27 protein-coding genes are annotated in these 24364 nt (G+C 69.5%); 20 read left to right on the top strand and 7 right to left on the bottom strand.

Translation table 11 applies throughout. The features are described from left to right. Window positions 1-8: 8 nt before the first annotated feature. Genes JCR33_RS18925 through JCR33_RS18910 form a run of 4 tightly spaced genes read right to left on the bottom strand, consistent with a single transcriptional unit; the run spans window position 9 to window position 5860 of the window. A complete protein-coding gene (locus tag JCR33_RS18925) occupies window positions 9-1238 on the bottom strand; it encodes an amidohydrolase family protein (protein WP_198883685.1) in 1230 nt (409 codons plus the stop codon). A 17-nt stretch (window positions 1239-1255) separates the two neighbouring features. Then, entirely contained in the window at window positions 1256-3772 is a 2517-nt protein-coding gene (locus JCR33_RS18920; RefSeq protein ID WP_198883684.1) for a branched-chain amino acid ABC transporter ATP-binding protein/permease, read from the bottom strand. Next, entirely contained in the window at window positions 3772-4641 is an 870-nt protein-coding gene (locus JCR33_RS18915; RefSeq protein ID WP_198883683.1) for a branched-chain amino acid ABC transporter permease, read from the bottom strand. The genes JCR33_RS18920 and JCR33_RS18915 overlap by 1 nt, the downstream gene beginning before the upstream one ends. A 34-nt stretch (window positions 4642-4675) precedes the next feature. After that, the gene (locus JCR33_RS18910; protein ID WP_198883682.1) at window positions 4676-5860 is read right to left on the bottom strand and encodes an ABC transporter substrate-binding protein; all 1185 of its coding nucleotides are present in this window, start codon (window positions 5858-5860) and stop codon (window positions 4676-4678) included. A gap of 151 nt (window positions 5861-6011) precedes the next feature. On the opposite strand from JCR33_RS18910, the gene JCR33_RS18905 reads away from it, so the two are divergent. The 5 genes from JCR33_RS18905 to JCR33_RS18885 all read left to right on the top strand — a co-directional run bounded on the left by JCR33_RS18905 (window position 6012) and on the right by JCR33_RS18885 (window position 9924). Continuing rightward, on the top strand, window positions 6012-6422 hold the full coding sequence (locus JCR33_RS18905) for a nuclear transport factor 2 family protein (protein ID WP_198883681.1): 411 nt from the start codon (window positions 6012-6014) through the stop codon (window positions 6420-6422). Window positions 6423-6465: 43 nt separating this feature from the next. Then, window positions 6466-7821 carry an MATE family efflux transporter gene (locus JCR33_RS18900; RefSeq protein ID WP_198883680.1) on the top strand — a complete coding sequence of 452 codons (1356 nt, stop codon included), beginning with the start codon at window positions 6466-6468 and terminating at the stop codon, window positions 7819-7821. 32 nt (window positions 7822-7853) lie between these two features. Continuing rightward, entirely contained in the window at window positions 7854-8249 is a 396-nt protein-coding gene (locus JCR33_RS18895; RefSeq protein ID WP_232372683.1) for an MbcA/ParS/Xre antitoxin family protein, read from the top strand. Continuing rightward, window positions 8209-8961 carry an RES family NAD+ phosphorylase gene (locus tag JCR33_RS18890; RefSeq protein WP_198883679.1) on the top strand — a complete coding sequence of 251 codons (753 nt, stop codon included), beginning with the start codon at window positions 8209-8211 and terminating at the stop codon, window positions 8959-8961. Before JCR33_RS18895 ends, JCR33_RS18890 begins: the two co-directional genes overlap by 41 nt. A gap of 72 nt (window positions 8962-9033) precedes the next feature. Continuing rightward, window positions 9034-9924 (top strand): histone deacetylase family protein, encoded by an 891-nt coding sequence (locus tag JCR33_RS18885; protein ID WP_332461225.1) that lies wholly within the window; start codon window positions 9034-9036, stop codon window positions 9922-9924. Window positions 9925-9929: 5 nt separating this feature from the next. Here the strand turns inward: JCR33_RS18885 and JCR33_RS18880 are convergent, their stop codons facing one another. Next, window positions 9930-10460, bottom strand: a complete 531-nt coding sequence (locus JCR33_RS18880; protein WP_198883678.1) for a hypothetical protein — start codon at window positions 10458-10460, stop codon at window positions 9930-9932. Window positions 10461-10628: 168 nt separating this feature from the next. On the opposite strand from JCR33_RS18880, the gene JCR33_RS18875 reads away from it, so the two are divergent. Then, entirely contained in the window at window positions 10629-11066 is a 438-nt protein-coding gene (locus JCR33_RS18875; protein ID WP_198883677.1) for an ion channel, read from the top strand. Between the two features lie 113 nt (window positions 11067-11179). After that, on the top strand, window positions 11180-13522 hold the full coding sequence (locus JCR33_RS18870; protein ID WP_198883676.1) for an ATP-dependent helicase: 2343 nt from the start codon (window positions 11180-11182) through the stop codon (window positions 13520-13522). Window positions 13523-13559: 37 nt separating this feature from the next. Here JCR33_RS18870 and JCR33_RS18865 read toward each other — a convergent pair whose 3' ends face one another. Continuing rightward, entirely contained in the window at window positions 13560-13994 is a 435-nt protein-coding gene (locus JCR33_RS18865; RefSeq protein ID WP_198883675.1) for a hypothetical protein, read from the bottom strand. A 242-nt stretch (window positions 13995-14236) separates the two neighbouring features. On the opposite strand from JCR33_RS18865, the gene murA reads away from it, so the two are divergent. From murA to JCR33_RS18800, 13 genes are all read left to right on the top strand, one after another. Next, the gene (murA, locus tag JCR33_RS18860) at window positions 14237-15526 is read left to right on the top strand and encodes a UDP-N-acetylglucosamine 1-carboxyvinyltransferase (protein ID WP_198883674.1); all 1290 of its coding nucleotides are present in this window, start codon (window positions 14237-14239) and stop codon (window positions 15524-15526) included. Between the two features lie 100 nt (window positions 15527-15626). Continuing rightward, a complete protein-coding gene (locus JCR33_RS18855) occupies window positions 15627-16091 on the top strand; it encodes a DUF2948 family protein (RefSeq protein ID WP_211110414.1) in 465 nt (154 codons plus the stop codon). Next, window positions 16091-17380 (top strand): histidinol dehydrogenase, encoded by a 1290-nt coding sequence (gene hisD, locus JCR33_RS18850; protein ID WP_211110413.1) that lies wholly within the window; start codon window positions 16091-16093, stop codon window positions 17378-17380. Before JCR33_RS18855 ends, hisD begins: the two co-directional genes overlap by 1 nt. 7 nt (window positions 17381-17387) lie before the next feature. Further along, window positions 17388-17879, top strand: a complete 492-nt coding sequence (locus tag JCR33_RS18845) for a UPF0262 family protein (RefSeq protein WP_198883673.1) — start codon at window positions 17388-17390, stop codon at window positions 17877-17879. A 4-nt stretch (window positions 17880-17883) separates the two neighbouring features. Beyond that, window positions 17884-18306, top strand: coding sequence for an arsenate-mycothiol transferase ArsC (locus JCR33_RS18840; protein WP_332461224.1), 423 nt, complete (start codon window positions 17884-17886; stop codon window positions 18304-18306). A 96-nt stretch (window positions 18307-18402) separates the two neighbouring features. Beyond that, window positions 18403-18621, top strand: a complete 219-nt coding sequence (infA, locus tag JCR33_RS18835; RefSeq protein WP_108662039.1) for a translation initiation factor IF-1 — start codon at window positions 18403-18405, stop codon at window positions 18619-18621. Between the two features lie 4 nt (window positions 18622-18625). Then, on the top strand, window positions 18626-19279 hold the full coding sequence (locus JCR33_RS18830) for a Maf family nucleotide pyrophosphatase (RefSeq protein WP_198883672.1): 654 nt from the start codon (window positions 18626-18628) through the stop codon (window positions 19277-19279). Beyond that, the gene (gene yacG, locus JCR33_RS18825) at window positions 19276-19473 is read left to right on the top strand and encodes a DNA gyrase inhibitor YacG (protein ID WP_198883671.1); all 198 of its coding nucleotides are present in this window, start codon (window positions 19276-19278) and stop codon (window positions 19471-19473) included. Before JCR33_RS18830 ends, yacG begins: the two co-directional genes overlap by 4 nt. 186 nt (window positions 19474-19659) lie before the next feature. After that, window positions 19660-20430: a septum site-determining protein MinC gene (gene minC / locus JCR33_RS18820; protein ID WP_232372682.1), complete on the top strand. Its 771-nt coding sequence runs from the start codon at window positions 19660-19662 to the stop codon at window positions 20428-20430. A gap of 4 nt (window positions 20431-20434) precedes the next feature. Next, complete coding sequence (gene minD, locus JCR33_RS18815) at window positions 20435-21250, top strand: septum site-determining protein MinD (RefSeq protein ID WP_198883669.1); 816 nt, start codon at window positions 20435-20437, stop codon at window positions 21248-21250. Then, on the top strand, window positions 21247-21531 hold the full coding sequence (gene minE / locus JCR33_RS18810) for a cell division topological specificity factor MinE (RefSeq protein ID WP_198883668.1): 285 nt from the start codon (window positions 21247-21249) through the stop codon (window positions 21529-21531). The genes minD and minE overlap by 4 nt, the downstream gene beginning before the upstream one ends. 88 nt (window positions 21532-21619) lie before the next feature. Further along, on the top strand, window positions 21620-21745 hold the full coding sequence (gene ykgO, locus JCR33_RS18805; protein WP_198883667.1) for a type B 50S ribosomal protein L36: 126 nt from the start codon (window positions 21620-21622) through the stop codon (window positions 21743-21745). Window positions 21746-21841: 96 nt separating this feature from the next. After that, window positions 21842-22471, top strand: a complete 630-nt coding sequence (locus tag JCR33_RS18800; RefSeq protein ID WP_198883666.1) for a tetratricopeptide repeat protein — start codon at window positions 21842-21844, stop codon at window positions 22469-22471. A gap of 27 nt (window positions 22472-22498) precedes the next feature. On the opposite strand, the gene JCR33_RS18795 is transcribed toward JCR33_RS18800, so the two are convergent. Beyond that, window positions 22499-24310: a putative bifunctional diguanylate cyclase/phosphodiesterase gene (locus tag JCR33_RS18795; RefSeq protein ID WP_211110412.1), complete on the bottom strand. Its 1812-nt coding sequence runs from the start codon at window positions 24308-24310 to the stop codon at window positions 22499-22501. Window positions 24311-24364 lie beyond the last annotated feature (54 nt).

The raw sequence follows: 24364 nt of genomic DNA, 5'->3' as shown, positions 1-24364 counted from the left end.
GTCCTCTCTCAGTTCGGCAGGTGCAGCTCGGGCAAGGCGCGGGTGAACACCGGCCTGCCGTTCTTGAAGCCATACATCGGCTGGGCGAGCTCGGCGACCGCCATCGCCGGGTCGGTGGCGTCGAGCACCACGATGTCGGCGGGATTGCCCGGGACGAGCCCGTAGTCGGTGAGGTTCATCAGCTCGGCGGAGCGGGTGGAGACCATCGACAGGCAGTCCGCCATCACGTCGCGCGAGCCGATCTGGCAGGTGTTGGCGTAGAGGTTCGCCATGCGGATCAGCGAGCAGTCGCCGAACGGGGTGAACGGGTTGAGCACGTTGTTGGTGGAGAGCGAGCAGTTCACCCCCTCCGCCGCCATCAGGTGCACCGGCGTCACGCCGCGCGGCACGCTGGTGTTCGCCGTGTGGTCGCGGTGCATCAGGAAGAGGTCGGTGGCGGGCAGAATGGTCAGCGCGATGCCGGCGTCGGCGACCCGGCGGGCGAGATCGATCATCTTCGCCGGCGCCATCTGCGCGAAGCGGGTGACGTGGCCGCAGGTGACGCGCCCGCCCCAGCCATGGGCCTCGGTGCAGCGGATGACGTGCTCGATGTCGAGGCCCTCGGGGTCGTTGCCGAAGTCGAGGTGCATGTCGACGTCGACGTCGAACTCGCGCGCCATCTCGAACACGCGCTCGATCTGCCCGCGCGAGTCGCTGTCGACATAGGGCGCGGCGCCGACCGCCTTGGCGCCGTCCTTCAGCGCCGCCACCATCAGCTCGTCGGTGCCCGGATTGTTGAGGAGCCCCTCCTGCGGGAAGATGCAGACGGTGACGTCGATCGCCCACGCCCATTCCTTGATGGCCGCCTTCACCCCCTCGTAGCCGCGCAGGCCGATGGTGGGATCGGTCTCGCAGTGGGTGCGCATGCGCGTGGTGCCGTTGAGCACGGCCTTTCTGAGGGTGCGCTTGGCGCGCTCGGCGACGTCCTCCTCGGTGAAGGCGGACTTCAGCCCGGCGACCTCCTTGATCGCCTCGTCGAGCCCGCCGCGCATCGCGCAGCGGTCGAGGATGCAGGACTTGTCGAGGTGGATGTGGGTCTCGCAGAAGCCCGGCAGCACCAGGCGGCCGCCAAGGTCGAGGGCGCGGTCGCCGCGCGCGAGGCCAGGGCGGATCTCGACGATCTTCTCGCCCGCGACGCCGATGTCGACGGGCGTCGTCGGATCGGAGATCAGGCGCACGTCGTGGAGGGTGAGATCCATGATGGTCCTTTCGGGGGTCAGCCGGCGATGCCGAGATAGGCGGCCTCGATCGCGGGATCGCCCTTCAGCGCCTCGGTGGTGCCGCTCGTCACCACCTCGCCGTTTTCGAGCACGTAGCCGCGGTCGGCGATGGCGAGCGCGAGGGTCGCCATCTGGTCGACGAGGAGGATGGTGACGCCTTCGTCGCGCAGATCGGCGAGCGCGTCGTAGAGCTCGCGCACCATGGCGGGGGCGAGGCCGAGCGAGGGCTCGTCGAGGAGGAGGATGCGCGGCCGGGCGATGAGGCCGCGCGCCACGGCGAGCATCTGCTGCTCGCCGCCGGAGAGGACGCCGGCGCGCTGGTCGATGCGGTCGGCGAGGCGCGGAAAGCGCTTCAGCAGCGCGTCGATCTCCGGGCCGGGCTTGAGGTCGCGCCGGCGGTAGGCGCCCATCAGGATGTTGTCGCGCACGCTCATCTCGGGGAACACCTGCCGCCCCTCCGGCACCAGCGCGAGGCCGGCGCCGGCGATGGCGTGGGCCTTGAGCGCGGTGATGTCGCGGTCGGCGAGGACGATGGTGCCCTCGACCGGGCGGTGGAGGCCGGCGACGGCGCGCATCATCGTCGACTTGCCGGCGCCGTTGGCGCCGAGCACGGCGACCATCTCGCCGGGATCCACCTCCACCTCGACCGCCTCGAGGACGGGCGCGGCGCCGTAGCCCGCGGAGAGGCGCGTGGTCGCGACCACCGCCTCGCGCCGCCGCTCGAACGGGGCGGGACGGGGCCGCCCCTCGAAGTCCGCCTCGCCGAGATAGGCGCGGCGGACGGCGGGCGAGGTCTGCACCTCGGCGGGCGTGCCGGTCATCAGCGGGCGGCCGGCGTCGAGCACCACCACCGCATCGGAGATGCCCATGACGAGATCCATGTCGTGCTCGACGAGGATCACGACGAGTCCCGCCTCGGCCAGCCGGGTGAGGAGGCCGGCGAGGCTTTCCTTGTCGGCCTGGCTGAGGCCGGCGGCGGGCTCGTCGAGCAGGATCACGTCGGGCCGCGTCGCGAGCGCCCTTGCGATCTCCACCAGGCGGCGGTCGACGTGGGGGAGGGCGCGCGCCTCGCGCGCCAGCGGGCCGCGGTAGCCGACGACGCCGAGAAGATCCTCCGCGACCTGCCGGTCGGCCTTGCCGGGGCGCGGGCCGAGGAGGAAGCCGAGCCGCCCCTTCTTCATCGCGATCAGCACGTTGTCGATGACCGAGAGATGATCGAAGAGCTGCGTCGTCTGGTAGGTGCGGGCGATGCCGGCGCGGGCGACCTCGTGGGCCGGGGCGCCGGCGAGCTCCCTGCCGAGGCGGATCGAGCCGGCGTCGGGCTGGTAGAAGCCGCCGATCATGTTGAGGGCGGTGGTCTTGCCGGCGCCGTTGGGGCCGATGATCGCCGTCACCTTGCCCGGCGGCGCGGTGAAGGCGACGTTCTCGGCCGCCTGCACGCCGCCGAAGGCGATGCCGAGGCCCGTCACCTCCAGCGCCGTGGCACGCGCGCCGCCGATGATCTCGGCGAGCGGCCGGCCGGAGGGGCGCGCCGGCGTCGGATCCTCGGTGGCGGCGAGGCGGGCGAGGGTGCCCATCACCCCGCGCGGCGCGGCGAGGAGCACGCCGAGGAGGAGGCCGCCGAAAAAGAGGAGCCGATATTCGGCGAGGCTCGACAGGAACTCCGGCAGCATGACGGTGACGAGGACGCCCACCACCGGGCCGAAGAGCGTGCCGGTGCCGCCGACCACCACCGCGAGCAGGAAGAGGATCGATTGGAAGAACGGGAAGCTCGACGGGCTGATGAAGCCCTGCAGCGGGGTGAAGAGGGCGCCGGCGAACCCCGTCAGGAGCGCCGAGAGGATGAAGGCCGCCGTCTTCACCGCCACCGGGTTGAGGCCGATGGAGCGGGCCGCCACCTCGCTGTCGGAGACGGCGCGCATCGCAAGCCCCCACCGGCCGGCCCGGAGGCGCAGGTAGAAGAGCAGCGACAGGCCGGCGATGGCGGTGGCGAGGAGCGCCATCTCGGTCTCGAAGAACATGCGGCCGAAGGCTTCGGGCGAGGGAAAGCCCATCAGGCCGTTCTGTCCGCCCGTGAGGTCGCGCCACTCGATGGTGCCGTGCTCGACGATGAAGGCGAAGGCGATGGTGACCATCGCGAGATACGGCCCCGAAACGCGCAGCGCCGGCAGCGCGAGGAGGCCGCCGACCGCCGCCGCGATCGCTCCCGCCGCCAGGAAGGCGCCCCAGTAGGGCAGGCCGGCGAGCATCAGGATGCCCGCGGCGTAGGCGCCGATGACGTAGAAGCCGATATGGCCGAACGAGATCTGCCCGGAGAGGCCGAGGAGCACGTTGAGCCCGACGCCGACGATCACGTTGATCGCCGCGAGCGCCAGGATGAAGACGAGATAGCCCCCGGCGCCGGCGGCGAGCCACAGCGTGGCGGCGGTGAGGAGGATCACCGCCGCGGGCGCCGTCAGCGGGTGGTGGAGGACGCGGGCGAGCCCGGCGCGCAGGGCGTAGGTGCGGGCCATCAGACCTTCTTCACCTCCGCGCGGCCGAACAGGCCGTTGGGCACCCACACGAGCACCAGGATGACCATCGAGAACGAGACGATCTGGGTGTAGCTCGACCCCAGATAGGCGGTGGTGAGGGCTTCGACGCAGCCATAGAGGAGGCCCGCCAGCATCACCCCCCAGGCCGACGAGATGCCGCCGATGATCGCGGTCGCGAACGCCTTGATGCCGAAGATCGTGCCCATCGAGGCGGACACGTTGAAGAGCGGGGCGATGAGGAGGCCCGCGACGCCGGCGAACACGGTGGAGATGGCGTAGGACGCGGCGATCATCGCCCGCGTGTCGACGCCGACGAGCTCGGCCGCCTCCGGCCGCTGCACGGCGGCGAGCATCGCCTTGCCGAGCTTGGTGCGGCGCTGGACGAGGGCGAGGAGGCCGGCGATGAGGAGCCCGACCACCGGAATGATGAGCTGCAGTGGGTAGGCGCCGGTGCCGAACACGCTGATCGCCTCGCTGGCGAGCGGCGAAGGCAGCGAGCGCGGCTCCTTGCCGAAGGTGAAGAGCACGGCATTCTCGAGGATCAGCCCGCCGGCGATGGTCGCCATCAGCCAGAGGTCGGAGCCGCGCGAGGCGAACGGGCGCACCAGCACCCGCTCGACGACGAGCCCCAGCGCCGCGCAGCCGAGGAGCGCGGCGACGATGGCCGGAATGGTCGGCCAGCCGAAGGTGACGGCGAAGGTGTAGCCGAGGACCGCGCCGACCATCATCGACGCGCCCTGGCTGAAGTTCACCGTCTTCGACACCGCGTAGGTGACGTGAAAGCCGAGGGCCAGCAGGCCGTACATCGACCCCAAGGCGAGGCCCGTGATGAGGGTGGAGACGATCATGGTGCGAGGGGGGCGCGGGGCGCCCCCGCCCTTGTCAGTCGATGGGGATGATCTCGCCGTCGATGAAGCGGGTGAAGACGTAGTCTTCCGGCCCGAGCGCGTCCTGATCCTCGGGCGTGAACGGGGTCTCGTAGGTCTTGATGAGGCCCTCGTAGCTGTCGATGTCGTAGAAGCCCTGGCGGATGGCCGGGCCGTCGGTGGAGCCGGCGTTCTCGATGGCGAGGGCGGTGAGGTGCATCGCGTCGTAGGCGTTGGCGATGCCGACGGCGGGGGTCACGTCCGCGGCAGACTGGATCTCGGGGAACTTCTTCTTCAGCGCCTCCAGCGTGGCGGCGGCCTTCGGCGAATCGTTGCCGGAGAAGGTGAAGGTCTGGATCATCTCCACGTCCTTGGCGCGCGGGCCGCCGAGCTCGGAGAAGCGGCCGCCGGCGGGGCCCCAGTGGGATACGACCGGCACGTCCCAGCCCATCCGCTCCAGCGACTTCATCACCTGCGCCGAGGGGCCGACATTGGCGACGAGGAAGAGGGCGTCGGCGCCGGCGTCCTTGAGGCGGGTGAGCTGCGGCACGACGTCGACGTCGTTCGCCTCGATTGTCTCGACGCCCGCATTCTCCATGCCCTTCGCCTCGAGCGCGGCCATGATGCCCTTCTCGTTCGACTCGCCCCAGGGATTGTTGATGAGGACGAGGCCCGGCTTCGTCGCCCCGTGCAGAGTGGCGGCGCGCTCCACGAGGGCGACGTCGACCATCTCGTCGACGGCGGAGACGCGGAACATGTAGTTCTCCGCGGCGCCGTTCTTGGTGATCGGCGTGCCGGCCGCCCACGGGCCCATGAAGGGCACCTTGGTCTGATTGATGTAGGGCACGAGGGCGAGCGACACCGGGGTCTGCAGGCCGCCGAAGATCACCACGGCGCCCTCGCGGTTGATCAGCTCACGCGCCGCGGTGATGCCCTTGCCGGGATTGTTCTCGTCGTCGCGCGCGACGAGCTCCAGCGGCCGGCCGAGCACCCCGCCCTCGGCGTTGATCTCGTCCATGGCGAGCAGGATGCCGCGGGTGATCGCCTCGCCCGACTTCGCCGAAGGCCCGGAGAGGCTGGCGATGAGGCCGATCTTGATCGGATCCTGGGCGGCGGCGGGCAGGGCGGTGCCGGCCGCGAGGCCCAGCGCGGCGGCGGCCGCGACGACATGCCTGCGGGTAACGGCGAAGGTCTTCGTCATGGGGTAGGCTCCTCCCGATGAAACGGCATAGACTATTGGATGGCGTCGAGGACGCTGCTTTTGTCGTGCGTATTTTCAGCAACTCTCGTGCCAGCCCCCGCAGTATTGGGGCGTGGCGAAATGTCCAACCGCGACTTTGGAGCCTTCCTTGATGCTTGACACGCCTGCGACCGCGACCGCCGTTCGCGACATGATTCTCGATTTTCTCGACAAGCAGATGGCTGGTCGGTTCGACGAGGTGGCGCATCGGGTGCACCCCGACTGCACGATCATCTTCACCGGCGCGCGGGAGTTCCGCAGCGCGGCCGACATCACCCGCTTCAACGCCAACCGCTATCAGTGGGTGCGCAAGAAGATGGTGCGGACCGACGTCGCGGTGAACGAGGACGCGGTGGTGGTCTATTCGATCGGCTTCCTCTATGGCGCCTGGCCGGACGGAACGGAGTTCGACGGCAATCGCTACATCGATCGCTTCGAGGTGAAGGACGGCCAGATCGTGCTGTGGGAGGTGTGGAACGACAGCGCCGAGCGGATGCTCACCCAGCTCGGCGTCGACCGCTAGGCCGTCTCTCGCGCCGCCGGCCCAACCACGTCGGTCACCGCCGATGCGGCCCTCGCCCCCGCTCGTCACCTACCGCGCGGTGTTCGCGATCTCCGTGCCGATGACGTTCGCCTATCTGTCGACCCCATTGATCGGGGTGACCGACATGGCGGTGATCGGCCAGCTCGGCGACGCGGCGCTGATCGGTGCCGTCGCGATGGGGGCGGTGCTGTTCGACTTCATCGGCACCACCATGAACTTCCTGCGCACCGGCACCACGGGCCTGGTGGCGCAGGCGATGGGCGCGGGCGACGCCGAAAGCGAGGCGGTGGCGTTCTGGCGGGCGCTGATGACGGCGGTCGCCATCGGGGTGGCGACGCTCGTGCTGCAGGGGCCGGTGCTGTGGCTCTTCCTGCGCGCCATGGGGGCGAGCGCGGCGGTGGCGGAGGCGACGACCACATATTTCTCCGTCCGGGTGTGGGCGATGCCGTTCATGCTGGCGAACTACGCCGTCCTCGGATGGCTTCTGGGCCTCGGTCGGGCGCGGGCGGGGCTCGCGCTCCAGCTGGTGCTCGGGATCGTCAACATCGTCCTCTCCGTCGCGCTGGTGCTGGGGCTTCGGATGGGCGTCGCGGGGGTCGCCCTCGCCTCCGTGCTCGCCGAGGCGGCGGCGACGGTGGCCGGCGGGCTCCTGGTGGCGCGCGGGCTGGCCGAGCGGCCCACCCCGAGCCTGCCAGCGGTGCTGGAGCATCGCGGCCTCGCCCGGCTCTTCGCCATCAACCGGGACATCCTGATCCGCTCGCTGATCCTCGTCAGCACCTTTTCCTTCTTCGCCGCGATGGGGGCGCGGCTCGGCGACGTGACGCTGGCGGCGAACGCGGTGCTCCTCAACATCTTCATGCTCGGCAGCCACATGCTGGACGGCTACGCGACGGCGGCCGAGCAGCTCGGTGGCCGGGCGGTGGGGGCGCGTGACCGGGCCGCCTTCGACCGCACGGTGGTGGTGACGAGCGTGGCAGGCGTCGCGACCGGGGCGGCTCTCAGCCTGATCGCCTTCGCGGGCGGCAACGCGTTCGTGGCGTTGATGACGACGGCGGAGGCGGTGCGCGAGGCGGGCGCGGTCTACCTCGTGTGGGCGGCGCTGACGCCGCTTGCCGGCGCGCTCGCCTTCACCATGGACGGGCTCTATATCGGTGCCACATGGTCGGCGGCGATGCGCAACATGATGCTCGTCTCCGGCGCGCTCTTCGTTGCCGTCTGGTGGCTCGCGACGCCGCTCTTCGGCAATCACGGGCTGTGGCTGGCGCTGTTGGTCTTCCTCGGTGCGCGCGGGCTGACGCTGGCGCTGTCGCTCCCCGCCATGCGCACGCGAACCTTCGGCACACGTACCGATCAGCCCTTTCCAAAGACAATATCTTGAACTATATCTTTCCTTAGAAAGAGGAGAGGCCTATGCCGGAACGGATGCTGGCGCCGGGGTCGCGGCCCTCCGGTGCGCTCGACAAGGGGACCGTGCTGACGAAGGCGGTGTTGCGGGCGGGCGAGCGGCTCGGGTTGACCGCACGCACGCTGGCGGCCGTGATCGGGGTGAGCGAGCCCACCGCCTCGCGGATGAAGCGGGGCGACTATGTGCTCGAGGAGACGGGCAAGCCGTTCGAGCTCGCGGCGCTGCTGGTGCGCCTGTTCCGCTCGCTCGACGCCATCACCGGCGGCGACACCCGAACCGCGCGGGCGTGGATGACGCGGCAGAACACCGCGCTCGGCGGACGCCCCGTCGATCTCATCGTGACGATCCCGGGGCTCACCCATGTCATCGCCTATCTGGACGCCCGACGCGCTCTCGTCTGAGGCGCGACCGTACAAGGGCGAGGGCTGGCGCCTGGTGGAGGCACAGCACAGGGTGTCGACCCTGGACCTCGTCGACACGGTGGCCGAGCAGACGCTGCTCGAAGACATTCTGGAAGAGACCAAGCCGCCGCTTCCCGAGGCGTGCCGTGGGCTCGACTATCTGCTCGCCGCTCCCTTCCGCTACGCGCCCTATCCGCACGGCTCGCGCTTTCGGCGGGCGGGGTGGACCGACGGCGTGTTCTATGCGGCGGAGACGGTCGAGGCGGCCGTCGCCGAAATGGTGTTCTACCGCCTCCTCTTCTATGCCGAGTCGCCCGACACGCCGATGCCGACGGGCGCGGCCGAATACACCGCCTTCGCCGCCCGTCTCGGCACGGATCGGGCGATCGACCTCGCGATGCCCCCCTTCGCGCGGGAGGCGCCGCGGTGGACGGATCCCGTCGACTACGGCGCCTGCCAGGCGCTCGCCGACGCGGCGCGGCCGGCGGGGGTGGAGATCATCCGCTACCTCTCGGTGCGCGATCCGGCGGGCGGCGCCAATCTCGCGGTGCTGTCGCCCACCGCCTTCCGGGCGCGCGCGCCGGTCAAGCGGCAGAGCTGGCGCATTCGCGTCGGCCCGGGCACGGCGCAGGCGGTCTGCGAGCATCCGCGCGTCGGGATCGACTTTCCGGCCGGCACCTTCGCGGCCGACCCGCGCCTCGCCGGGTTTTGAGGGGACGCCGGGGTTGCCCGGCGCGGCGCATGGGGCAACCTATCGCGGATCACGAGCCGCTTCGGAGGGACGGTGCTCCCGGTCGTTCACAATCCCTACTATCACGCGCCGCTGCCCGACGGGCACCGCTTTCCCATGGGCAAGTTCGCCGCCATCGCCGCGGTCCTGTCCGATCTCGGCTTCGCGCCCTTCCACACCCCCGCTCCGGCGCCGGCGGAGTGGATCGCCCTCGCGCACGACCGCGCCTATGTCGATCAGGTCCTCGCCGGTAGCGTGCCGCGACCGATCGAGCGCGAGATCGGCTTGCCCATGAACGAGCGGGTGGGGTTGCGCTCGCGCACCGCCTGCGCCGGCACCACGCTGACGGCCCGCCTTGCGATGGAGCACGGCATCGCCTGCAACACGGCCGGCGGCAGCCATCACGCGCGGGCCGAGCACGGCGCGGGCTTCTGCGTGTTCAACGACGTCGCGGTGGCGATCCGCGTGCTGCAGGCCGACGGGCTGATCCACCGCGCCTTGGTGTTCGACTGCGACGTCCATCAGGGCGACGGCACCGCGCGCATCTTCGCGGACGACCCCTCCGTCGCCACCATATCGCTCCATGCGGCGGCCAACTATCCGGTACGCAAGGCGACGTCGACGCTCGACCTCGCCCTCGCCGACGGGATGGAGGACGACGACTACCTCGCCGTGCTCGACGAGGCGTTGGAGCGGGCGGAGGAGTTCGCCGCCGACATCGTCTTCTACAACGCCGGGGTGGACCCCCACCGCGACGATCGGCTGGGTCGTCTGTCGCTGTCCGACTGGGGTATCGCCGAGCGCGACCGGCGGGTGCTGGCCGCGATGCGGCGGCGCGGGCTGCCGATCGCCGGCGTGCTCGGCGGCGGCTACATGAGCGACGTGGAGGCCTTGGCGCGCCGGCACGCCCTGCTCCACGTCTCGGCGCGCCAGGCGCTGGGCTGAGGGGCTCAGTCCGCCCGCCGGCAGCGGCCCTGCTCGGTGACATAGTCGAACGTGAAGCCGTCGGTCAGGATCTTCGGCTCGCCGTAGGACAGGGTGTATTTGAAGAAGCCCCGCCCCGCGAAGAGGTGCAGGAAGGAGGCGGGCCCGTTCTGAAAATAGACGGGCGCCCCCGTCGCGATGCGCCGGTCCCAGGCGAACAGCTCGTTGAAGGAGGGCTCGTCGCGACCCTTCAGCACCGCCCGATAGATCGTGGCGTCGGTCTCCCGGCAGAAGTCCTGCACGGCGTCGCTGTCGAAGCCGGCGATCGCCATGCACGACATCATCGGGTCGTCGGTCTCGTCGGTCGGCGCGACGACGAGGGTGAAGCGGGGCGCGACCGGGGCGATCGCACCGGTGACGGGCGTGCCGTCGGCCTCGTGCCGGATGGCGACGGCGCGGTCGGCCTCGCAGGCATAGTCGCCCACGCCCACCTCTTGGGCGGCGACGGGCGTCGCGAGAAGCGGCAGCAGCAAGAGCGCCGCGCGGCCATCGTTCATCGGTATGCTCCCGTGAGCGTCGGGCCGAGGGTGCCCCAACCGCGCCCGTGAGGCAAAGACCCGCGGCCGTCGGGACGGGAGGGACAGCGCCGCCCCGCCGGGCTACAAGCGGCGCTCGGAGCGCCTGCGGGGGACGCGGGCGCCGAAGTCGTGCCGTCGGATCGTCCAGTGCTCAAAGAAATCCTGACCGGGGTGACGGTGAACGTCGCCGTCACCCTCATCCACCTCGCGGCGACCCTCCTTCTGATCGTGCTCTTTCCCTATTTCGAGCGGGTGATCCGGAACAACCACACCGCCCACCTCGTGATCAGCCTGGTGGTGGTCAACTTCATCCTGTTGAACGCGCACGTCGTCGAGGTGGGGATCTGGGCCGCCGTCTATCTGCATCTGGGGCTCGTCGAGCAGGCGGAGGACGCGTTCTACTCCGCCTTCGTCAACTACACGACGCTCGGCTACGGCGACGTGGTGCACACGACGCCGGCCCGCCTCATGAGCCCGATGACGGCGGGCAGCGGCATCATGATGTTCGGCTGGTCGACGGCGCTGCTGATCTACGTGCTGCAGCTCCACCTGCCGCGGCTCCGGCGGCGGGACGGCGAGCGCTGAGGGTCGCCGCGCGCGCCGGCGATCGCGCGGCACTTGTCCACACCTCTGGACTTCGCCTCGCATCGGTTGCACTTCTGTTCTAATCTGCTAACGGGCCGAATCGGCGAGGTATCATGAGTGAGGTGGCGCGGCTGAGCGCACAGGAGCAAGGCTCCAGGGCGATGTCGATCTCGGAGCGTGCGGCGCGCGTCTCCCGGCCGACGCCGTCCTATCTGGAGAGCCTCAACCCGGAGCAGCGGCGCGCCGTGGAGGCGATCGACGGGCCCGTGCTGGTGCTCGCCGGCGCCGGCACCGGCAAGACGCGGGTGCTGACGACGCGCATCGCCCACATCCTGTCCCTCGGCAAGGCGCGGCCGTCGCAGATCCTGGCGGTGACCTTCACCAACAAGGCCGCCCGGGAGATGAAGGAGCGCGTCGCCGCGGTGATCGGCGGGCAGTCGGAGGGCATGCCCTGGCTCGGCACCTTCCACGCCATCGGCACCCGCATCCTGCGCCGCCACGCCGAGATGGTGAACCTCTCGCCCGACTTCACCATCCTCGACACCGACGACCAGATCCGTCTCGCCAAGCAGGTCCTGCAGGCCGAGAATATCGACGAGAAGCGCTGGCCGGCTCGCCAGATGCTCGGGATGATCGACGCCTGGAAGAATCGCGGCCTCACCCCGGAGGAGGTGCCGAAGTCGGAGGGCGACTATTTCGCCAACGGCAAGGGCGTCGGCCTCTACAAGCTCTATCGCGACCGGCTGAAGGCGCTGAACGCGGCGGATTTCGGCGATCTCCTGTTGGAGCCCATCCGCCTGTTCCGCGCCAATCCGGACATTCTCGCCGACTATCAGAGCCGCTTCCGCTACATGCTGGTCGACGAGTATCAGGACACCAACGTCGCCCAATATCTGTGGCTGCGCCTTCTCGCGCAGGGCAACCGCAATCTCTGCGTGGTGGGCGACGACGATCAGTCGATCTACGGCTGGCGCGGGGCGGAGGTCGACAACATCCTGCGCTTCGAGACCGACTTTCCGGGCGCCACCGTCGTGCGGCTGGAGCGCAACTACCGCTCCACCAGCCACATTCTGGCGGCGGCCTCCCATCTCATTGCCCACAACGAGGGTCGGCTCGGCAAGGAGCTCTTCACCGACTTCACCGATCCGGACGAGGTGCCGGTGACGGTCGCCTCCTCGTGGGACTCGGAGGAGGAGGCGCGCGCGATCAACGAGGAGGTGGAGAGCCTCCAGAAGAAGGGGGCGAGCCTCGACGAGATGGCGATCCTGGTGCGGACCACCGCCCAGATGCGCGCCTTCGAGGACCGCTTCGTGACGACCGGCACGCCCTATCGCGTGATCGGCGGCCCGCGCTTCTACGAACGCAAGGAGATCCGCGACGCCCTCGCCTATTTCCGCTGCGTGACGCAGCCGGCCTACGACCTCGCCTTCGAGCGCATCATCAACGTGCCGGCGCGGGGCATCGGTCAGGTGTCGGTGCGGCTGGTCAGCGAGGCGGCGCGGGCGGAGGGCATCCCGATGATCGCCGCCGCCACCGACCTCCTGTCGACGGACGAGGTGAAGGGCAAGGCGCGCACCGGGCTCGCCGGCCTCGTCGCGAGCCTGGAGCGGTGGCGCTCCCAGCTCGACACGATGAGCCACACCGAGCTCGCCGAGATCGTGCTGGAGGAGTCGGGCTACACCGACATGCTGAAGGCCGACCGCTCGGCCGACGCGCCGGGGCGGCTCGAGAACCTCAAGGAGCTCATCCGCTCCATGGAGGAGTTCGATTCCCTGCCGGCTTTCCTGGAGCACGTGTCGCTCGTCACCGATGCGCAGGGCGAAGCCGGCGGCGAGGCGGTGACGTTGATGACGCTGCACGCCGCGAAGGGGCTCGAGTTCGACGTGGTGTTCCTGCCCGGGTGGGAAGAGGGGCTGTTCCCTTCCGTGCGGGCGCTCGACGAGAACGGCCAGGCCGGGCTCGAGGAGGAGCGGCGGCTCGCCTATGTCGGGCTGACGCGGGCGCGCAAGCTCGCCTTCGTGTGGTTCGCCCTCAATCGGCGCATCCACGGCATGTGGCAGAGCTCGGCGCCGTCGCGCTTCGTCGACGAGCTGCCCGAGGGGCACGTGATGGTGCGCGAGGAGGCCGGCTATGGCGGCATCGGCAGCTACGGCCGAAGCCGCTTCGACGAGGTGGAGACCTTCTCCTCGTCCTACCACACCCCCGGCTGGGCGCGGGCGCAGCGGCGGCGGGAGGACGTGCCGCGCCATCGCCGCCATGTGCCGACCACCATCGACGGCGAGCTGGTCGCGAAGACAGTGACCGAGAAGCCCTCCGCCTATGCGGTGGGCGACCGCGTGTTCCACCAGAAGTTCGGCAACGGCGACGTCGCCCAGGTCGAGGGCAACAAGCTCACCGTGGACTTTGACAAGGCGGGGCGGAAGCGGGTGATCGACGGCTTCGTCACCCGCGTCTGATCCTCGGCGTGGCGGGGACGAGTGGCGCGGGCCGGGACTATTCCGGCTTGGGCGAGGCGGCGGGCTCGCCGGCCCCCACGATCGACACCGTCAGTGAATAGTCGGCGACGTTCGCATCCTCTGCGGCCGCACCCATCTGGTAGAGGCGGATCGTATAGTCGCCGTCGGACGGTAGCGTGCCGATGAAGGTGGAGCCGTCTACGCTGCCGTTGAAGATCGCGGTCTGCGAGCTCGGCGGCAGGACGTTGAAATAAAGGCTCGACGGGCCGGTCAGCTCGGCCGACATCGTCTGGTCGGCGGTGGCCTTGAACACGTAGTCCTTGGTGTCCTTGCCCGTCAGCTCGCCGGTGATGGTGGTCTGGGTCTCCCCGGGCAGGAAGGCGACCTGCTCGGCGGCGGCGTTCTGCGCCAGCGCGGCGACCGGTGCGCCGGTGAGCGCGAGGAGGAGGGCGAGGGGGGCGATCGTCTTCACGGGGAGCGTCCTTTCGGGCGGGGCCATTCCGGCTCTTGCCGCGAGCCTAGTGGCCTGCGCCGGTCGAGGGAAGCGTTCGGGTCGACGCCATGTGACGCAAATGCCGCACCCCGACGCGTTCCGCGCGAACCGACCTCGGCGGTCCATTCTCTCGAATTGAAAGGAACCAGCCGCTCCGATAGCGACGGAATGTTGACGAAGCGATGTATCGTTTCGTGCGTAGTGGCGTGTAGGGGTACATGATGGACCGCATCCGGATTCTCGGTGGTGTGCCGCTCGAAGGCTCGATCCCCATCTCGGGCGCGAAGAATGCCGCGCTGCCCTTGATGATCGCCTCCCTCCTCACGGACGAGACGCTGACGCTCGACAACGTGCCGCGCCTCGCCGATGTGCAGAAGCTCTTCCACATCCTCGCCAACCACGGCGTCGACACCTCGTTCCAGGGCAAGCGCTCCGGCCAGGACCTCCTCGCCGGCCAGACCGTGGCGATGACGGCCAACAACATCGTCGACACCACCGCCCCCTACGACCTCGTCTCCACCATGCGGGCGAGCTTCTGGGTGATCGGCCCGCTCGTCGCCCGGATGGGCGAGGCGCGGGTGTCACTGCCGGGCGGCTGCGCCATCGGCACGCGGCCCGTAGACTTCTTCATCGACGGCCTCAAGGCGCTCGGCGCCGAGATCGACATCGACCGCGGCTACGTGGTGGCGAACGCGCGGGCCGGGCTGATCGGCAATCGCGTCCGCTTCCCGCGCGTCTCCGTGGGGGCGACGCACACCATCTTGATGGCCGCCACCCTCGCCCGCGGCGAGACGGTGATCGAGAACGCCGCCCGCGAGCCGGAGATCGTCGACCTCGCCGAATGCCTCATCGCCATGGGCGCGAAGATCGAGGGGCACGGCACCTCCACCATTCTCGTCGAGGGTGTGCCGCGGCTGCGCGGTGCGCGCCACCAGGTGCTGCCCGACCGGATCGAGACCGGCACCTATGCGCTCGCGGCGGCAATGGCCGGCGGGGACGTGACGCTCGAGGGGGCGTCGGCCGCCCATCTGGAGCGGCCGTTGGAATTGATGCAGCACGCCGGCGCCGAGATCAGCGTGACCAACCGCGGTATCCGCGTGCGCCGCAACGGCCACGGCATCTACGCCGTCGACGCCGAGACGGCGCCCTATCCCGGCTTCCCCACCGACCTGCAGGCCCAGTTCATGGCGCTGATGACGGCGGGCAAGGGAACGAGCCACGTGACCGAGACCATCTTCGAGAACCGCTTCATGCACGTGCAGGAGCTGGTGCGGCTCGGCGCCAACATCTCCCTCAACGGCCAGACCGCCACCATCGAGGGCGTCAAGGCGCTGAAGGGCGCGCCGGTGATGGCGACGGACCTGCGCGCATCGGTCTCCCTGGTGATCGCGGGCCTCGCCGCGGAGGGCGAGACGGAGGTCAGCCGCATCTATCATCTCGATCGCGGCTTCGAGCGGCTGGAGCAGAAATTGTCCCGCTGCGGCGCGCAGATCGAGCGCGTTTCCGCCTGACCGCCCGAGCAGCGGATCCGCGAAAGCGCGGCTGCCCCCTCGCGGTCTCGACCGAAGCCCGCTATAGGGCGGGCATTGCCTCGCGCCGGACCCGTTGCCCATGTCGACTATTCGCCCCCTGAAGCTCTTTGCGCTCGACGAGGAGGACCTCGGCGTCCTCTCCGCGCACGTGCAGGACGCTGTGGTGAAGGTCGGGGACATCAAATGGTCGCCCCGCGCCGGCCAGTTCACCATGCCGATGAACCGCTTCGCCTGGGAGCGCAGCGTCGGCCGCCGCACCCGGCGCCAGGACGACCAGCGCCGCCGCTCGGTGCTGCACTTCGACCGGGTGACCCGCGCCCGCTCGGCGGGTCTCGTGAAGGGGGATCGCGACGTGGTGCTGTCGCTGCTCGCCGTGGTGTTCGAGGAGACCAATACGCCGGCGGGCGTCGTCAGCATCGTGTGCTCGGGCGATGCCGTGCTGCAGCTCGAGGTGGAGTGCATCGAGGCCCAGCTCACCGATCTCGGGGCGACGTGGAGCGCCTCGATGCGTCCCAATCATCGGCTCGGACGGGAGAAGGCCTGATGCGCCGCCTCGACACACGCAGCGCCACCTTCGCGGACGACTTCGCCGCCCTCCTCGCTATCCAGCGCGAGCTGTCGGAGGACGTGACGGCGGCCGTGGCCGAGATCATCGCCGCGGTGAAGGCGACCGGCGACGCCGCCCTCGCCGACTACACCAAGCGCTTCGATCGGCTCGATCTTTCGACGATGCCGGTCCGGGTGAGCGCCGAAGAGATCGCCGCCGCCCGCGGCGCGGTGAGCGACGAGGCGCTCGATGCGCTGGCCTTCGCGGCGCGCCGCATCGCCGCCTTTCACGAGCGCCAGATGCCGCGGGACGAGCGCTTCACCGACGCGAGTGGGGCGACGCTCGGCTGGCGGTGGACGCCGCTGTCCTCCGTGGGGCTCTACGTGCCCGGTGGACGGGCGGCCTATCCGAGCTCGCTATTGATGAACGCCGTGCCGGCTAAGGTCGCCGGCGTGGGGCGGCTGGTGATGGTGGTGCCGGCGCCCGACGGCGTGCTCCCCCCGATCGTGCTCGCCGCGGCCGAGCTCGCCGGGGTGGACGAGATCTACCGCGTGGGCGGGGCGCAGGCGGTGGCCGCCCTCGCCTTCGGGACGGAGACGATCCGCCCCGTCGACAAGATCGTGGGGCCCGGCAACGCCTACGTGGCGGCGGCCAAGCGGCAGGTGTTCGGCAGCGTCGGCATCGACATGGTCGCCGGCCCGTCGGAGGTGGTCGTGGTGGCCGATCGTACCGCCGATCCCGACGTGACGGCGGCGGACCTGCTCGCCCAGGCCGAGCACGACGAGGCGGCCCAGTCCGTCCTCATCACCGACGATGCGGGCTTCGCCGATGCGGTCGCCGCCGCGGTCGAGGCGCAGCTCGAGACGCTGCCGCGGCGCGAGGTGGCGGCGGCGAGCTGGCGCGACAACGGCGCGATCATCCTGGTGGGAGCCCTCCAGGAGGCGGTGGCGCTCGTCGATCGCATCGCGCCGGAGCATCTAGAGCTCGCGGTGGCCGATCCGGAGACGCTGGCGGGCAAGATCACCCACGCCGGCGCCATCTTCCTCGGCACCATGACGCCGGAGGCGATCGGCGACTATGTGGCCGGCCCGAACCACGTTCTGCCGACGAGCCGCTCGGCGCGCTTCTCCTCGGGCCTGTCGACGCTCGACTTCATGAAGCGCACCACCCTGCTCGGCATCGACCGCGGCGCCCTCGACGCGCTCGCCGGCCCCGCCATGGCGCTCGCCGCCGCGGAAGGGCTCGACGCGCACCGCCTGTCGATCGCCAAGCGCATCGGCCGATGAGGCGGCGATGGGGGACGATACGGGAACCCCGGGCGACGATCGGCTGATTGCGATCACGCTCGACGAGGCGTCGATCGAGCGCGGCAACCCCGACGTGGAGCACGAGCGGGCGGTCGCGGTGTACGACCTCTTGGAGGAGAACCGCTTTCAGCCGGTGGGCGGGCCGAAGGGGCCCTATCGGCTGATGCTGTCGATCCGCGAGAACCGCCTGGTGCTCGACGTTGCCGACGAGGCGGGTGAGCGGATCGTGGCGCACATTCTGTCGCTGTCGCCGCTGCGCAAGGTGGTGAAGGACTACTTCCTGATCTGCGAAAGCTATTTCACCGCGATCCGTCAGGCGGCGCCGGCCCAGATCGAAGCGATCGACATGGGCCGACGCGGCGTGCACGATGAAGGCTCACGGATCCTGATGGAGCGGCTCGAGGGCAAGATCGCCGTCGACCACGACACCGCGCGGCGGCTGTTCACGCTGATTTGCGCCCTGCACTTCAAGGGATGAGGGGGTGATCGAGACGCCGTCGTCGGTTCTCTTCGTCTGCCGGCACAACGCGATCCGCTCGCCGATGGCGGCGGCCATCGCCCGCCACGTCGCCCCTCACGTCTACGTGCGGTCCGCCGGGGTGGAGCACGGCGAGCCGGATCCCTTCGCCGTCGCGGTGCTCGCCGAGAGCGGGATCGACATCTCGCACCGCACGCCGCGAACCCTTGACGAGCTGGCCGACACCTCGTTCGATCTGATCGTGACCCTGGCTCCCGAGGCACACCACCACGTCTTGGAGCTTGCGCGGACACAGTCGTTCGATGTGGAATACTGGCCAACGCTCGATCCGTCGGTTACGCACGGATCGCGAGCGCAGATTCTTGAGAGCTACCGCGCTTGCCGCGATGCCCTCGACAAGCAGGTCCGGGAGCGGTTCGCCCGTTGACAATCGGGCCCTGGAACCGTTTGCCATACATGACCACTTTAACGGATGGCGGAAGGGAAACCCGAGGCCGGATGTGCAACAGATCAAAAGGCGCCCATGGCGAAAGAAGAAGTCCTGGAATTCCCCGGGCAGGTGACGGAACTCCTGCCCAATGCCACGTTCCGCGTGAAGCTTGAGAACGACCACGAGATCATCGCCCACACCGCGGGGCGGATGCGCAAGAACCGCATTCGCGTGCTCGCCGGCGACAAGGTGCTGGTGGAGATGACGCCCTACGACCTCACCAAAGGTCGCATCACCTACCGCTACAAGTAGGCCGATGGCGCAATCGCGCGGGTCTTCGGTTCTCGTCCTGGCGTCCGGGTCCCCCCGGCGGCTGCAGCTGCTCGAGCAGATCGGCTATGTGCCCGACCATCTGTCGCCGTCCGACGTCGACGAGACGCCGCTCAAGAAGGAGCGGCCACACGCCACGGCCCAGCGCCTCGCGCGCGGCAAGGCCGAGGTGGCATGGGAGCGCGCGCGGGGCGTGCTCGACAAGCAGAACACCTTCATCCTCGCCGCCGACACGGTGGTGATGCTCGGGCGGCGGATCCTGCCCAAGGCCGAATCCTTCGAAGAGGCGGAAGCGTGCCTGCGCGCCCTCTCCGGCCGCGGCCATCGCGTGGCGACGGCGGTGGTGGTGATGGGCCCGCGCGGCAAGACGCGCGAGCGCCTCGTCGAAACGCGGGTGAAGTTCAAGCGCCTCTCCGGCGACGAGATCCGCGACTATCTCGCGTCGACGGAGTGGAACGGCAAGGCCGGCGGCTACGCCATCCAGGGCCGCGCCGGCGCGTTCGTGACGCAGATCGTGGGGTCCTACTCGGCGGTGGTGGGGCTGCCGCTCTACGAGACGCATCAGCTCCTCACCGGCCTCGGCTATCAGCGGCCGGACGCGGCGAACGGCTCCGCCAAGGCGGAGCTCCTCGGCGCATGAGCCACCCCGAGCCCGTCCGCACCAAGGGCCGCAAGTGTCCCATCTGCGGCAAACCGGCCCAGCATGCGACGCGGCCTTTCTGCTCCAAGCGCTGCGCCGACGTCGACCTCCACCGCTGGCTCGGCGGCCAGTACGCCATTCCGGTGGTGGAGGAGGACGGCAGCGCCGAGCCGGACACCGACGAGGAGCGCTGAACGGCCCGCGTCCTCTTCCTAGACGCGAGAGCTGTGGATCGCTGCCCGCAGGGGGTGCAACGAATCACTCGTTAACCGATCCTTTACCGCGTTCGCATTCACTGACCGAAACGCGGAACCGGATTTACCCCCGTGCAAGAAACAACTCCACCACAGCGATCCATCCGGTTTACAGGCCGCTCGTTCATGGCGTTCGTCCTGTCGCCGCAGCCGCCGATCGCGGAGTGGTTGGAGGACTTCGATTCCTTCGCCAAGCGTAGCCCCGGCTTCTTTGCCGGCCGTCCGGTGGTGGTGGACATCTCCCACATGCCGGCCTCGCGACCCGACCTCGTGCACATGGTGACGGAGCTGCGGCGCCGACACATCATCATCATGGGCCTCGACGGGCGGACGCCGGGCGAGCTCGGCGCCGACGCGCGCGGCTTGCCGCCGATCCTCACGGGCGGCAAGGAGATCGCCGGCCTCGCCAACCTCGCCGACGCGGTGGAGGAGGTGAAGGTGAAGGACAAGGCGGCGTCCGCCCCGGCGGCCGCCTCCGAACCGGCCGGCGCGCCGACCCCGGACGCCGTCACCGAGGCCGCCCTCGCGGCGGTGGAGAAGGCGATCGACGAGCCGGAAGGCGAGACGCTGATCATCGACGAGCCGGTGCGCTCGGGGCAGTCGATCGTGCACCTCAACGGCGACGTGACGGTGATCGGCTCGGTGGCGTCCGGCTCGGAGGTGATCGCGGCGGGGTCGATTCACGTCTACGGCGCGCTCCGCGGCCGCGCCATCGCCGGGTCGAAGGGGAACCGCAAGGCGCGGATCTTCGCCCAGGCGCTGCACGCCGAGCTCGTCGCGATCAACGGACTCTACAAGACAGCAGAAGACCTCGAGCGGGCCTGCATCGGCCGCGCGGTCCATGCCTGGCTCGACGGCGACGCCCTCAAGATGGCCGCCTTGAATGGAAAGGGTTAATAGGATGGCGAAAGTCCTCGTTGTCACCTCCGGCAAGGGGGGCGTCGGCAAGACGACGTCGACCGCCGCCCTGGGTGCTGCGCTGGCCAAGACCGGCAAGAACGTGGCCATCGTCGACTTCGACGTGGGCCTTCGGAACCTCGACCTCGTGATGGGCGCCGAGCGCCGCGTGGTGTTCGACCTGATCAATGTGATCAACGGCGACGCCAAGCTGTCCCAGGCGCTGATCCGCGACAAGCGCGTCGATACGCTGCATCTGCTGCCGGCCTCCCAGACGCGCGACAAGGACGCGCTGACGGAAGAGGGCGTCGAGACCGTCATCACCGAGATGCGCGAGAAGTTCGACTACATCCTGTGCGACAGCCCGGCGGGCATCGAGCGGGGCGCGACGATGGCGATGCGCCATGCCGACGTCGCCATCGTGACGACCAACCCCGAAGTGTCCTCGGTGCGCGACTCCGACCGCATCATCGGTCTTCTCGATTCCAAGACGATGAAGGCGGAGAACGACGAGCGGGTGGAGAAATTCCTCCTCCTCACCCGCTACGACCCGGTGCGGGCCGACCGCGGCGAGATGCTGAAGGTCGACGACGTGCTGGAAATCCTCTCCATCCCGCTGCTCGCGGTGGTGCCGGAGAGCCAGGACGTGCTGAAGGCCTCCAACCTCGGCATGCCCGTGACCCTGGGCTCGCCGGCGTCGATCGCCGCGAAAGCCTACACCGATGCCGCGCGTCGCCTGATGGGCGAGGCCTTGCCGGTCGAGATCCCCACCGACCGGCGCGGTCTGTTCGGCAAGATCTTCGCGAGGAAGGCAGCATGAATGTATTCGACCTCTTCCGGAAAAAGACCACCGCCCCCGTCGCGCGCGAGCGCCTCCAGATCATCCTCGCGCACGAGCGGGCGCAGATCGGCTCGTCCGATCTGATCGTGACGCTGCGCGAGGAGATCCTGGCGGTGATCGCGAAGCACATGCCCGTCGAGCGCGACAAGGTGAACGTGTCGATGGACCGCAACAACGAGGTGTCGATGTTGGAGGTCGAAGTCGAGCTGCCGCTGCGCGACGAGAAGGGCGAGCCGATGAAGATCGCCGCCAACGCTTGACAGGGTAGCCGCCCAATCTCTAAGTAAGGCCGGTCACGGCGCGGGGTCCCCGCGCCGTCTTTCGTTTGTGCGCGACCCGGGGCTTCCCATGAAGATCAAGAACTCGCTCAAGGCGCTGATGAAGCGCGATCGGAACAACAAGCTCGTGCGTCGTCGCGGGCGAATTTACATCATCAACAAGAAGGCTCCGCGCTACAAGGCCCGTCAGGGTTGAGCGGAGCTTGCGGCCGCGCGCCAAAGCGCGGCTGATCACGCACTTGCGACAGCCGGACCTTTTGACGGCCCGGCGTTGCGGCCCCATCATGGGGGCATGAAACACCTCGCATTTCTCTTCGTGATCGTGGCGCTCGCCGGTCCGGCGAGCGCTGAGGACGTCGTGTCCATCCCGACACCGTCGGCGGGGACGGCGCTCGCCCAGAAGGGCGACAGGGCCAACAGCGGCACCGAAGCCGAGCGGCGCAAGGCGCGGCTCGACCTGATGTTCGGGCGTCTCGCCAAGGCCACGAACAAGCGCCGGGCCGACAGGATCGCCCGCCACATCATGCGGCGGATGACGCAGTCCGGCAGCGACACCGTCGACCTTCTGATGGTCCGTGCGGCGAAGGCCATGCAGGCGAAGGACCTGCCGATGGCGCTCGACCTTCTCGACGGGGTGGTGCGGCTACAGCCGGACTACGCCGAGGGTTGGAACCGACGGGCCACGGTCTATTTCCTGGTGGGCGACTACGGCCGGTCGATGGCCGACATCGAGCAGGTGCTGAAGCGGGAACCGCGCCACTGGGGCGCCCTCGCCGGCATGGCGATGATCCTCGCCGCCCTCGACCGCAAGGACGAGGCGGTGGTGGTGATGGACCACGCCCTCGAGATCCACCCTCATCTCGAGAAGATGAAGGAGCAGCGCGACCGGTACGCCAAGGAAAACGGCGGCTCCGACATCTGATCCGGCGACACCCGGCGCCGCGACGGCTCAGGGGTGCTGGTCGATCACCCCGGCCGGCGGCGCCTGAGCATCGATCGCCGTGGTGTAGACTTCCGGCGGCGCCGGTCGGCCGAAATAGTAGCCTTGGAAAAGGCGCAGGCCGATGCCTTCCAGATAGCGCACCTCGTCGAGCAGCTCGACGCCCTCGGCGACGAGATCGCGCCCCAGCCCGCCGGTGAGCGAGACCAGCGCGGCGCAGACCGCCTGCGCCGACGGGCGCCGATGCACCCCCTGGATGAAGCTCCGGTCGATCTTCAGCGTGTCGAAGGGGAGGGCGTGAAGCTGGCCGATGCCGGCAAAGGCGCGGCCGAAATTGTCGAGCGTCACGCCGATGCCGGCCTCCCGAAGCTGGCCGAACACCCTGCGCGTATATTCGTGATCGTCGGTGGCGGCGAACTCCGTCACCTCCACCTGGAGCTGCACGGGGCTGAGATCGTGGGCCGACAGCGTGTCGACGATGCGGTTGGTGAGGTTGGGGTCGAGGAACTGCTCCATCGACAGGTTGACGGCGAGGCGCTCGGGACCCCGCCCCTCGTCCGCCCAGCTCACCATCTGGCGGCACGCCTCGTTGAGCACCCACCAGGCGATCGGCTCCATCAGCCCGCTCGCCTCCGCCACTGGAATGAAGGCCTCCGGCAGGTGGATGCGCCCCCCGTCGGTACGCCAGCGCAGGAGGGCTTCGGCGGCGCGGATCCGGTTCGCGGCGAGGTCGACGACGGGCTGATAGAACAGGCAGAATTCCTTCTGCTCCAGCGCGTCCTGCAGCCGGTCCTCGAGGCGGCGGCGGTCGAGGAGGGCGCGGCGGACACCGGGCGTCTGCGCGACGACGGGCGTGGTCAGACTGGTCGCCCCGGCGGCGGTCGCGGTCTCGAGCAGTGTCTCCGCGTCGCTGCCGTCGTCGGGGAAGGCGGCGATGCCCACCGTGAGGGCGGGCTTCACGGCGATGCCGCCGGCAGCCAGCGTGCGGGTGCACTGGGGCAGCGCCGCGCCGATGGTGGAGGTGCAGTTGTGCACCACGGTGTCGAGGGTGACGGCGACGAAGGTGTCGACGTCGATCCGCCCGAGGGTGATGTTCTCCGGCAACGTCGCCCCGAGGCGGCGGGCGATGGCGCGGATCGCCTGCTCGCGGGCGTCCTTGTCGACGGCGTCGGTGATCCGTCCGGCGTTGGCGAGGCGGATCACCGCGAGATGGAACGGCTCTTCCTGGGCGATCATTTCGTTGAGGGTGGCGACGATGCGGGCCCGATTGGGCAGGCCCGTCGTGTCGTCGATGGTCTCGATGCGGTCGCGGATGCGCTCGAGCTGGAGCAGCGTTTCGTGCGTGTCCTGCATCAGCGTGCCGGCGGCGTCGCGATAGCCGCCCGGGAGCGGCGTGATGGTACGGGCGGAGCGGTAGGCCTGCAGCGCGCCCGAGGTCTTGAGGACCGGCCGGATCAGGCCGCTGAGGAGCCACATGGTGAGCCCGGTCGCGAGCACCGTCGCGAACAGCACCACCCCGAGAAGCGCGAGCCGCGCCTGCCAGTCCGGCGCGACGGTCACGGCGAAGTAGACGAGCACCACCGCCAGCGGGATCTGCGTCCCGAAGAACGCGATGGTGAGGACCTTCAGCCGATAGTTATTCCCAAGAAAACGGTTCAGCAGAGAATATATGCCGAGATCGGCACTGTGATTACTCTTGGGCTCCGCCGACGCGGGCTTGCCGGCCCGCCGCGGCGGCTCGGACGAACCTTCCCTCAAAGAGTTGTGCGCACCGCCCGCTGACGTGGTCTTCTGCATGGTCCTGTAGGTGGGGCGGGACATCTGAATGTAAACGATCCAGCTTCGGGCCAGCCGACACAGTACCAGAACACGGTG

The organism is Acuticoccus mangrovi (assembly GCF_016411865.1).
GTDB lineage: Bacteria > Pseudomonadota > Alphaproteobacteria > Rhizobiales > Amorphaceae > Acuticoccus > Acuticoccus mangrovi.
Note: the sequence above shows the minus strand (reverse complement) of the source record. Positions and strands in the feature narration are given on the sequence as shown.

Coding starts and splice junctions, on each gene's coding strand:
- JCR33_RS18905 (WP_198883681.1), top strand. CDS start 6,012: ATGCTTGACACGCCTGCGACCGCGACCGCCGTTCGCGACATGATTCTC.
- JCR33_RS18830 (WP_198883672.1), top strand. CDS start 18,626: ATGGCGCAATCGCGCGGGTCTTCGGTTCTCGTCCTGGCGTCCGGGTCC.
- JCR33_RS18795 (WP_211110412.1), bottom strand. CDS start 24,310: ATGTCCCGCCCCACCTACAGGACCATGCAGAAGACCACGTCAGCGGGC.
- JCR33_RS18925 (WP_198883685.1), bottom strand. CDS start 1,238: ATGGATCTCACCCTCCACGACGTGCGCCTGATCTCCGATCCGACGACG.
- minE (WP_198883668.1), top strand. CDS start 21,247: ATGAATGTATTCGACCTCTTCCGGAAAAAGACCACCGCCCCCGTCGCG.
- JCR33_RS18845 (WP_198883673.1), top strand. CDS start 17,388: ATGGGGGACGATACGGGAACCCCGGGCGACGATCGGCTGATTGCGATC.
- JCR33_RS18880 (WP_198883678.1), bottom strand. CDS start 10,460: ATGAACGATGGCCGCGCGGCGCTCTTGCTGCTGCCGCTTCTCGCGACG.
- JCR33_RS18800 (WP_198883666.1), top strand. CDS start 21,842: ATGAAACACCTCGCATTTCTCTTCGTGATCGTGGCGCTCGCCGGTCCG.
- minD (WP_198883669.1), top strand. CDS start 20,435: ATGGCGAAAGTCCTCGTTGTCACCTCCGGCAAGGGGGGCGTCGGCAAG.
- hisD (WP_211110413.1), top strand. CDS start 16,091: ATGCGCCGCCTCGACACACGCAGCGCCACCTTCGCGGACGACTTCGCC.
- murA (WP_198883674.1), top strand. CDS start 14,237: ATGGACCGCATCCGGATTCTCGGTGGTGTGCCGCTCGAAGGCTCGATC.
- JCR33_RS18915 (WP_198883683.1), bottom strand. CDS start 4,641: ATGATCGTCTCCACCCTCATCACGGGCCTCGCCTTGGGGTCGATGTAC.
- JCR33_RS18870 (WP_198883676.1), top strand. CDS start 11,180: ATGAGTGAGGTGGCGCGGCTGAGCGCACAGGAGCAAGGCTCCAGGGCG.
- yacG (WP_198883671.1), top strand. CDS start 19,276: ATGAGCCACCCCGAGCCCGTCCGCACCAAGGGCCGCAAGTGTCCCATC.
- infA (WP_108662039.1), top strand. CDS start 18,403: ATGGCGAAAGAAGAAGTCCTGGAATTCCCCGGGCAGGTGACGGAACTC.
- JCR33_RS18900 (WP_198883680.1), top strand. CDS start 6,466: ATGCGGCCCTCGCCCCCGCTCGTCACCTACCGCGCGGTGTTCGCGATC.
- ykgO (WP_198883667.1), top strand. CDS start 21,620: ATGAAGATCAAGAACTCGCTCAAGGCGCTGATGAAGCGCGATCGGAAC.
- JCR33_RS18890 (WP_198883679.1), top strand. CDS start 8,209: ATGTCATCGCCTATCTGGACGCCCGACGCGCTCTCGTCTGAGGCGCGA.
- JCR33_RS18855 (WP_211110414.1), top strand. CDS start 15,627: ATGTCGACTATTCGCCCCCTGAAGCTCTTTGCGCTCGACGAGGAGGAC.
- JCR33_RS18895 (WP_232372683.1), top strand. CDS start 7,854: ATGCCGGAACGGATGCTGGCGCCGGGGTCGCGGCCCTCCGGTGCGCTC.
- JCR33_RS18910 (WP_198883682.1), bottom strand. CDS start 5,860: ATGACGAAGACCTTCGCCGTTACCCGCAGGCATGTCGTCGCGGCCGCC.
- JCR33_RS18920 (WP_198883684.1), bottom strand. CDS start 3,772: ATGGCCCGCACCTACGCCCTGCGCGCCGGGCTCGCCCGCGTCCTCCAC.
- minC (WP_232372682.1), top strand. CDS start 19,660: ATGGCGTTCGTCCTGTCGCCGCAGCCGCCGATCGCGGAGTGGTTGGAG.